This window comes from Catenibacterium sp. GCM10023432, assembly GCF_042651925.1.
GTDB lineage: Bacteria > Bacillota_I > Bacilli_A > Erysipelotrichales > Coprobacillaceae > Catenibacterium > Catenibacterium mitsuoka.
The window spans coordinates 35,153-43,908 of record NZ_JBHSEB010000012.1 but is presented as its reverse complement, the minus strand read 5'-3'; the positions used below and the strand labels follow the sequence as shown (position 1 = coordinate 43,908).

Sequence of the window (8,756 nt, the reverse complement as noted above, 5' to 3'; positions counted from 1 at the left end):
AAAATAAAAAAGGCATACATTTTGTTTGTATGCCTTGATAGCTGTCAATTCTTAACTTAATGACATTGCCGCGAGGTCGTTTTCTTATTTCATCAATTCCTGTGTATGTACTAATTGTGCATAAGCACCATTATTTTCTAATAATTCATGATGCGTTCCTAGTTCAATGATTCTTCCTTCATCAATAACCGCAATACGATCTGCATTCTTGACTGTAGATAAACGATGCGCAATCACAATAGTAGTACGTCCCTGTGATAACTTATCAAATGTTTCCTGAATCTTTGCTTCAGTGACACTATCTAATGCACTTGTGGCTTCATCTAGAATAAGTACTGGTGGATTCTTTAAGAATATTCTTGCGATAGAAATACGTTGTTTCTGTCCACCTGATAATAAGACACCGCGTTCTCCTACATTAGTTTCAAAGCCATCAGGCATTTCCATGATATCATCATAGATTTCCGCTAGTTTAGCTGCTTCAATAATATCTTCCATTGTCGCATCTAATTTACCATAACGGATATTTTCCGCAATACTATCCGCAAATAAGAAGACATCCTGAGAAACGACACCAATATTGTTGTGCAATGATGTTTGAGTCACATCTCTGACATCCTGACCATCTACTAAGATAGCCCCTTTTGTGACATCATAGAATCTAGGAATCAACTGAGATAAAGTTGTTTTACCTCCTCCTGAAGACCCTACTAACGCAAGTGTTTCACCTGGATGAATATGTAAATCAATATCTGTTAAGATATTTCTATCTTCTTCATACGCAAAGCTGACATGATCAATATCAATCTGTCCAGATACATGTGTGAGTTCTTTTGCATCCGAACGATCTTCTAATTGAGGTTTTGTATTAAGTAGTTCTACAAAACGATGGAGACCTGCAGTTCCATTCGCAAATAATTCCGCAAAGTTAGATAATTTACGCACTGGATTCACAAATGTGGATACATATAAGCTAAAGGTAATGAGATCAATTGTATCCATCTTCCCCTGCATAATAAGAGCTCCACCTACCGCAATAACGATCAGTGATAATGTACACATAAAGAATTCCATAATCGCATTAAAGCGACCCATAGCTTTATGGAACTGTTTCTTAGATGTTTTATATGTATCATTGGATGTATTGAACTTCTGTTGTTCAATTGTTTCATTCGCAAAGGCCTTGGCTGTTTTCATACCAGTGAGTCCTGATTCGATATCAGTATTGATGACTGCAACCTTCTGTTTAACACGAATTGAAGCTTCACTCATAGAATGACGTGATTTCCATACAACAAGTATGAAAACAGGTATCATAATCGCAATAACCAAAGCTAAACGCCATTCAATTGTGAACATGATAATAATAGAACCAATAATAGTCACAGTAGAGATAAATAAGTCTTCTGGTCCATGATGAGCTAGTTCAGTGATATCAAATAAATCAGTCGTTAAACGGCTCATTAATTGTCCAATACGATTATTATCAAAATAACCATAGCTTAATGACTGCATATGTTCAAATAAGTCTTTACGCATATCTGCTTCTACAAGAATACCAAACGTATGCCCATAATAACAAATTATATAAGTAAAGAATGAACGAACTAAATAAGCAAATAAGAAGATGATCATAACCATCCAGAATGTCTTATAGATACTATTTGGTAGTAATGTATACATACACCATCTAGAGACAAATGGAAAAGCGAGATCAATTAAAGAAATCATTAACGCACATGCAAGGTCTAAAAAGAATAGACGACGATGTGGTTTAAAGTAAGATATAAATGTTTGAAAATCCGTTTTTTGTTTCATAGTGATCCTCCCTCGGATTATTATGCCATATTTCAAGATTAAAGTAACTCATAATGTTTCAAAGCTTTATAGATTCCTTCATTATCTACTGTATCAGTGATATAAGTTGCTTTTTCTTTTAAGACATCTACACCATTTCCCATCGCTATGCGTTGTCCTACTTCTCTAAACATGGCTTGATCATTATAGCCATCACCAAATGCATAGGCATCCTCTTTAGTGAGTGAGAAATAATCAATAATATGCTTGATTGCATGTCCTTTATCAAAAACAAGAGTAGAAGTATCACATGAACCACTACCACCATGATCATTAATCACACATTCTCCTTTAAAGGCTTCTATCATCGCATCTCTCTTTTCTAACGTATCATAGAAGAAGTCACATGTATAATAAGTTCCTTCTTCATTTTTAATATGTTCTTCACCATATTCTTTCTTTACATGTGTGAGTACATCTCCTTCTAGATGATAAGGACTAGAGAATGTATCAGAGACAAAGAGTCCTCCACAGCCTAGATTATCTAGTTTCTTTTTTAGTTCTTCTACTTCAACAGGTATAAAAGGCACACCATGAAGTTTTTCACCCCTATAACTGATATAACGCCCGTTACATGAAATAATACCTGAAACCAGTTTTCCAAAAAGATTCTCTGCATAATAAGGTGCACGTCCTGTGCAGATAAATGTATCATACCCCTTCTCTTTCAATGCTTCTAACGCTTTCTTATTAGATTCTGGAATATGTCCATGAATAGCCAATGTACCATCGATATCAAAAAATAATACTTTTCTCATCATATAGTCCTCCCTTGTATCTATTCTATCAAAAAAATCAGAAGAGATTAATGTCCCTTCTGATTTCTATATGCATAATATTTTAATTGTGTCTTCACTTTATGACTGATACATACAAATCCAAGTGAACACAAAGTCACAAGTATATCTCTCATCATATGTATACCTCCTAGTTAGTACATACTAACTATATACAATTTAAGAGAAATATGCAAATGATTTATCTTGTATAGATTGTGCAGTCTGAGATATGTGTCTCTTCTTCTTTTAAATGATAGATAATCTGACTCACTACATAATAACCATTATTCACAAAGATTTCGATGATACCTTCATCATAATAGATTTCTAAATCACACTGACCATTTAATACAGGTGTTTTATGAATATTGTATAGTTCATCATTATTCACAGATACAGCTGTACGATCTACGACTAGCTGATCATCAACATAAGAAATCTTAACACCACCTAATGTGATTGTTTCATTATCTTCAAGAGTTGTTTTCATCAAGAAAGGTGCATCAAAGTCAATAGTCTCTGTTGTATGCACAAATGTATTCTTAATTAATGGATGTACATCCTGATAGACATGTCCGTCTTTATAAGAAAGATGACGTGGCATTGTGAATAAACCAATCCATTCTTCACCTTCTAAGACTTCCTTCATTCTCATCCATCCGAGAATAGTACGTTTATTGTTTTCATCTAAGAATGTCTGAGGGGCATAGAAATCAAAGCCATAGTCAATAAACATAAGGTCTCCTACCTTAGACATTGTACATGTTTCTTCATCAAAGTTAACTGGCATAATAGCTGCATTACTATTAGGACGTGGATAACCATCTAAATTTTCAGGTGAGAAGACTAAGAAGTACTGTCCATCTAATTCAAATAAATCTGGACATTCCCACATATTACCAATTGAAGAATCGATGAATCTATTCTTATAAGTAAATGTCATTCCATCTTCACTTTCATAGAATAATACTTCTCCATCAAAATCATCCCCATTTGGAACCTTACTTCCTAGGATCATATAAACATGACCATTCTTACCTAACCAGACTTTTGGATCTCTTGTATGCTGATCATGTCCTAAAGAAGGATCAGTAATTACATCGACAACCTTATATTTTGCGTCTTTATTATTGAAGTGATATCCATCATCACTAATAAGTAATGCCTGTGATGCAATTAAGTCATCCTTAATAAGTGGCTTATGGATATATTCAGGGTTTTCAATACGATACTTGATAGCTGTGTAATAAAGGTACATCTTGCCATTGTAGTTTAATGCGGAACCTGAGAAGATTCCGTTTCTGTCATAATCCTTAGAAGGATATAAAGCGATTGGAAGATGCTTAAATGTCTGGAAATCCTTAGTGACTGCATGCCCCCAATGCATTGTGCCCCATGATGTATCATATGGAAAATGCTGGTAGAAGATATGATATTCTCCATTAAAATAAGTCAGGCCATTTGGATCATTGATCCAGTTTCTAGGTGCTGTAAAGTGTAATTCTGGTCTCATTATTGTATTCCTCCATCTCACTATTCATTATACTGATATCGGTCACATATTCAATCATAAAAAGAAGTACACGATGTACTTCTCAGTAATTATACTTCTTTAATTCGCAGTTTTTTATACCAAAGGCAGAAAATTCATCATTAGTCATATCATGAAAATAAGATTCAATAATACGTGAAATACCATTATGGGCAACTAAGAGATAAACATATTCATCATCCTTCTTCACATCATCTAATAAGCTATAGATACGATGCGCAAGATGCAACATTGTTTCTCCTCCTTCAAAAGAGTTCACAAAACATTTCTTTGCCTGTTTGAATTCTTCTCCATCTCTAGGTGTCGATTCATATTTTCCAAAGTTCTGTTCCTTAAGTCTTAGCTCTTCTCTTGCTGGTATACCTGTTACTTCAGATATATGTAAGGCAGTATCCTTTGCACGGCTTAGGGGTGAATAGAGAATTTGATCTATATGGATATGATGTTCCTTAATATAATGTCCAAGCTCTATAGCCTGCTTATGTCCTAAATCTGTTAAGGCAATGTCCGTTGCCCCACATATCTTATTTTCTACATTCCAGATTGTCTGACCATGGCGTGTAAAATAGAAATGCCCCATTATTTTAAAGCCTCATCAAATACACGTTTGAAGTTTGCCTTGATTGAATCATAATCATCCTGGATTGTACATTCAAAGTACTTCTCTTTTCCAATAAATAAAGAAGGAACTGCATAATAATCATAATTTTCAGCTAAAGCGACATTTTCACTTTCTTCAATTTTTTCTATATCCAATGATTGATATGCTTTATTTTCTGTCATAAGTTCATCCATCGCTTTTTTTGCCTTCTGACAAAATGGACATTCTTCTAAATAAAACATTGTGATCTTTTTCATATATATCCCTCACTTTCTTATCTCTATTATTCTCTTTTTTATGCCATTTATCAACATATTTGATTTAAATGTAAGTGCTTGTTCTATTAGTTTTAATTTCAAACTAGTATATTTGTTATACAATTATGGCTTTTTTGTCATATTTATTGCCGATATATTTGATTTTTTTCAACAAGGGTCTATAATGCAAGTCAAGGAATAGTTTGATATTCCAAGTAGTGGAAAGGAGAATGATATGAAATCTAATGTTTCAAATCTAGTCAGAGACGCATTGATGTTAGGAGTACTGATCTGTTTATCACAGATTTCTGTGGCATTGCCTACAGCAGTTCCTATCACATTGCAGACCCTGGCCATCTATCTCATTGCGTGTCTTATGACACCAAACCATGCATTCTATACAGTGCTTTGTTATTTGATTATGGGAGCGATTGGTCTTCCAATATTTAGTCATTTTAGTAGTGGTATGGGTGCTCTTATAGGTCCAACAGGAGGCTTCTTATTCAGTTTTCCTATTATGGCATTAGTGATGAGTACTATTATTACTCATGACCGTTCAGCTAAGGGCCATATTCTTGCCATGATTATTGGAACAGCTATTACTTATGGACTTGGAAGTATTTACTTCATGTATACAATGAAAGCAGCACTTCTAAGTACATTAATGACTTGTGTATTACCATTCTTACTTGGTGATGCATTAAAGATTGCAGTGAGCTGCATGATCGCATTTAAATTAGAAAAGATTGTATTAAAAAAGACAGTATTGTCATAAGGAGGATATAAACATGACAACATTTGATAAGGTAAAAGATATTATTGTAGATTCACTTAGCTGTGATGAAGAACAGGTGACATTAGAAGCATCTTTAAAGGATGATCTTGATGCTGATTCATTAGATGCCGTTGAATTAATTATGGCTGTAGAAGATGAATTCGATGTACAGATTCCTGATGAAGAAGCCAACAAAATGGCTACCGTAAAGGACATTGTTGATTACTTAGAAGTAAATGCTTAATTTTTTAAATAAATAGTTTGAATTTCAAAGAAAGAAGGTTTTCTATGGATTTAGTCAGAGAGTTGATGGAAGCTTTTGAAAAAGCTGATATCGATAAGATGAAAATTGAAATGGAAGGCGTGAAACTTGAACTTGAAAAGAGTCAACAGGTGCAGGTAACTGCACCTGTCACTGTATCTAGTGAAAGTGCGCCTGTTGTTGTACAAGAAGTAAAGGAAGAAAAACCAGTTATTAGTGGTATAGAAGTAAAGGCCCCTCTAGTAGGAGTTTATTATTCTTCTCCTTCCCCAGATGATCAGCCTTTTGTCAAGGAAGGGTCAAAAGTCACTAAGGGACAGACATTATGTATTATTGAAGCCATGAAGGTCATGAATGAAATCAAAGCACCTGTAGATGGTACTGTCCGTTCTCTATTAGTGAAGGATGAAGATTTAGTCAGCTTTGATCAGACTTTAATGATCATCGAGGAATAGTATGTTTAAGAAGATTTTAATTGCGAATCGTGGAGAAATCGCTGTTCGTATTATTCGTGCATGTAAAGAGATGGATATTTTAACGGTAGCCATTTATTCTACGGCTGATCAGAATGCATTACATGTACAGTTAGCGGATGAAGCAGTATGTGTGGGTGGTCCCAAGAGTGCTGATAGTTATTTAAATAAGGAAGCGATTATTACTGCAGCTGTTGAGACAGGATGCCAGGCGATTCATCCAGGTTTTGGTTTTTTATCTGAAAATAGTGATTTTGCAAAACTTGTAGAAACATGTGGACTGAAGTTTATTGGTCCTAAGGGTGATGTTATTGATGCATTAGGTAATAAGTCCAAGGCAAGAGAAATGATGATTGAAGCGGGGGTTCCTGTCGTTCCAGGCTCTAATGGTTCAGTCAATACATATGAAGAATTAAAAGAAGTTGTCAATGAGATTGGTTATCCTGTGCTTATTAAAGCGAGTGCTGGTGGTGGAGGACGTGGTATGCGTAAGGCCTTTAGTGAAGATGAACTAGAGAATGCCTTTATGACTGCCAAGGCAGAAGCCAAAGCATGCTTTGGGGATGATGATATGTATGTAGAAAAGCTTGTATTGAATCCTAAGCATATTGAGTTCCAGATTTTAGCGGATGAGCATGGCAATGTGATTCATTTAGGTGAGAGAGACTGTTCTATTCAAAGACGTAATCAGAAAATGATAGAAGAAGCACCATGTAAGGCACTTGATGCATCTCTACGTTTAAAAATGGGTGAATCTGCAGTTAAAGCTGCACAGGGTGCTGGTTATACCAATGCCGGGACTGTTGAGTTTGTTTTAGATGAACACAACAACTATTACTTTATTGAGATGAATACGCGTATTCAGGTTGAACATCCTATTACTGAAATGGTCACTGGTATTGATCTCATTAAGCAGCAGATTCGTATTGCATCAGGTTTACCTTTAAGCTTTAAACAGGAAGATATTACTTTACAGGGTCATTCTATTGAATGTCGTATTAATGCGGAAGATCCCTTCCATAACTTTAGACCATGTCCTGGTCAGGTGAACTTCATGCATTTACCTGGAGGACCAGGTGTAAGAGTGGATACGATGTTATATACAGGTTATACGCTCCCTACTCAATATGATTCAATGGTCGCAAAAGTGATTGTCCATGCCCCTACTCGATTAGAAGCAATCAAGCGTATGAGACGTGCTTTAAGTGAACTTGTGATTGAAGGTATTACGACTAACCAGACACTACAGTTCTATATCCTACATCAGCCTGATTATATTAAAGGACATTTTAATACAAGCTTTATTGAAACACATTTAGATGAGATGGTGAGTGAAAATGGATAGTATCTGGAAGAAAAGAAAACAACAATTACAGGACTTTCGTCGTTATTTAAACAAAGACAACAAAGTCAAGAAACAGGAAGTGCCTGATGGGTTATATCAGGCGTGTCCTAATTGTAATAGTACAATTCGTACACTTGATTTAAAGAATCATTTACAGGTATGTCCACAATGTGGTCATCACCTCTTTATTGATGCGTATGCACGTCTAGATGCATTATTTGATCATGGTAAGTATAAGGAATACTACACGTCTATGAAATCAGGAAATCCATTAGGATTCCCTGGTTATGAAGAAAAGTTAGAGAAGTATGAATATAAGACAGGGTTACATGATGGTGTTGTTGTCGCAGGTGGTCGTATTGATCATATGCGTACAATTATAGTTGTGATGGATCATCGTTTTATGATGGCTTCTATGGGTAGTGTAGCTGGTGAAAAGATTACACGTGCAATTGAAATGGCAACAAGAAAGAAATTACCTTTAATTATTTTTACATCAAGTGGTGGTGCAAGAATGCAGGAAGGCATCTTCTCTTTAATGCAGATGGGTAAGACATGTGCTGCATTAAAACGTCATTTAGATGCTGGACTTCTTTATATTTCTTATTTAACACACCCTACAACAGGTGGTGTCACTGCATCATTCGCAATGCTTGGTGATATTAATATTGCAGAACCAGAAGCTTTAGTCGGTTTTGCAGGACCTAGAGTTATTGAAAGTACTATGAAGACAAAGCTACCTGCTGGATTCCAGCGTGCTGAATTCTTAGAGGATCATGGCTTTGTAGATATGATTGTGGAACGTGAGAAGATGCGTGACACATTGGCTTTATTATTACGTATGCATGCATAAGG

At 35.4% G+C, this 8,756-nt stretch carries 10 protein-coding genes; 5 read left to right on the top strand and 5 right to left on the bottom strand.

The window, feature by feature from the left end; all coding sequences use genetic code 11:
* Positions 1–84: 84 nt before the first annotated feature.
* From ACFOZZ_RS03110 to ACFOZZ_RS03090, 5 genes are all read right to left on the bottom strand, one after another.
* Positions 85–1,818, bottom strand: coding sequence for an ABC transporter ATP-binding protein (locus tag ACFOZZ_RS03110; RefSeq protein ID WP_278861126.1), 1,734 nt, complete (start codon positions 1,816–1,818; stop codon positions 85–87).
* Positions 1,819–1,856: 38 nt separating this feature from the next.
* Positions 1,857–2,618, bottom strand: coding sequence for an HAD-IIB family hydrolase (locus ACFOZZ_RS03105; protein WP_279068506.1), 762 nt, complete (start codon positions 2,616–2,618; stop codon positions 1,857–1,859).
* 217 nt (positions 2,619–2,835) lie between these two features.
* Positions 2,836–4,149: a glycoside hydrolase family 32 protein gene (locus ACFOZZ_RS03100; RefSeq protein ID WP_376814679.1), complete on the bottom strand. Its 1,314-nt coding sequence runs from the start codon at positions 4,147–4,149 to the stop codon at positions 2,836–2,838.
* 82 nt (positions 4,150–4,231) lie between these two features.
* A complete protein-coding gene (locus ACFOZZ_RS03095) occupies positions 4,232–4,768 on the bottom strand; it encodes a histidine phosphatase family protein (RefSeq protein ID WP_376814678.1) in 537 nt (178 codons plus the stop codon).
* The gene (locus ACFOZZ_RS03090) at positions 4,768–5,046 is read right to left on the bottom strand and encodes a glutaredoxin family protein (RefSeq protein ID WP_055233204.1); all 279 of its coding nucleotides are present in this window, start codon (positions 5,044–5,046) and stop codon (positions 4,768–4,770) included. Before ACFOZZ_RS03090 ends, ACFOZZ_RS03095 begins: the two co-directional genes overlap by 1 nt.
* Before the next feature lie 235 nt (positions 5,047–5,281).
* Here ACFOZZ_RS03090 and ACFOZZ_RS03085 point away from each other — a divergent pair, with 235 nt between their 5' ends.
* The 5 genes from ACFOZZ_RS03085 to accD are packed head-to-tail and all read left to right on the top strand — an operon-like array spanning position 5,282 to position 8,754.
* A complete protein-coding gene (locus ACFOZZ_RS03085) occupies positions 5,282–5,821 on the top strand; it encodes a biotin transporter BioY (protein WP_376814677.1) in 540 nt (179 codons plus the stop codon).
* 13 nt (positions 5,822–5,834) lie between these two features.
* Entirely contained in the window at positions 5,835–6,065 is a 231-nt protein-coding gene (gene acpP, locus ACFOZZ_RS03080; protein WP_278780685.1) for an acyl carrier protein, read from the top strand.
* Positions 6,066–6,109: 44 nt separating this feature from the next.
* On the top strand, positions 6,110–6,538 hold the full coding sequence (locus ACFOZZ_RS03075) for an acetyl-CoA carboxylase biotin carboxyl carrier protein (protein ID WP_329966797.1): 429 nt from the start codon (positions 6,110–6,112) through the stop codon (positions 6,536–6,538).
* 1 nt (position 6,539) lies between these two features.
* Positions 6,540–7,901, top strand: a complete 1,362-nt coding sequence (locus ACFOZZ_RS03070; RefSeq protein ID WP_117458889.1) for an acetyl-CoA carboxylase biotin carboxylase subunit — start codon at positions 6,540–6,542, stop codon at positions 7,899–7,901.
* Positions 7,894–8,754 (top strand): acetyl-CoA carboxylase, carboxyltransferase subunit beta, encoded by an 861-nt coding sequence (gene accD, locus ACFOZZ_RS03065; protein ID WP_376814676.1) that lies wholly within the window; start codon positions 7,894–7,896, stop codon positions 8,752–8,754. The genes ACFOZZ_RS03070 and accD overlap by 8 nt, the downstream gene beginning before the upstream one ends.
* Positions 8,755–8,756: the final 2 nt, after the last annotated feature.